Origin of the sequence: Halalkalibacter lacteus, from assembly GCF_036663595.1 — a bacterium.
In the GTDB taxonomy this organism is placed as follows: domain Bacteria; phylum Bacillota; class Bacilli; order Bacillales; family Bacillaceae_D; genus Halalkalibacter; species Halalkalibacter lacteus.
The window spans coordinates 1-251 of sequence record NZ_JAWRVL010000347.1 but is presented as its reverse complement, the minus strand read 5'-3'; the positions used below and the strand labels follow the sequence as shown (position 1 = coordinate 251).

Below are 251 nucleotides of genomic sequence, written 5' to 3'. Positions count from 1 at the left end.
CAGATGACGGTCCGCTTCACGCCCTCCTCCAGCGAGACGAAGCCGTTCGCGTCGATACCGAGCGGTTCGAGGGTCGAGACATTCGAGCGGACGACGGCGTTCGGCACCTCGCCGGGCCGCATCGGCAGGTGCGTGATGCCGACCGGCTCGCGGCCCGTCGCGATGGCCGCCTCCTCGGCGACCAGCCGAGCCACGTCGTTGACCGTGGCGGACTCGACCGGGCCGACCTCGGCCGCCTTCTCCAGCGGTCC

At 71.7% G+C, this 251-nt stretch carries 1 protein-coding gene; it reads right to left on the bottom strand.

Annotated features, from left to right (window positions below; all coding sequences use genetic code 11):
• Nucleotides 1-251: hypothetical protein (locus SAZ04_RS22605; RefSeq protein WP_332699954.1), on the bottom strand; the 251-nt coding region annotated here is incomplete at both ends.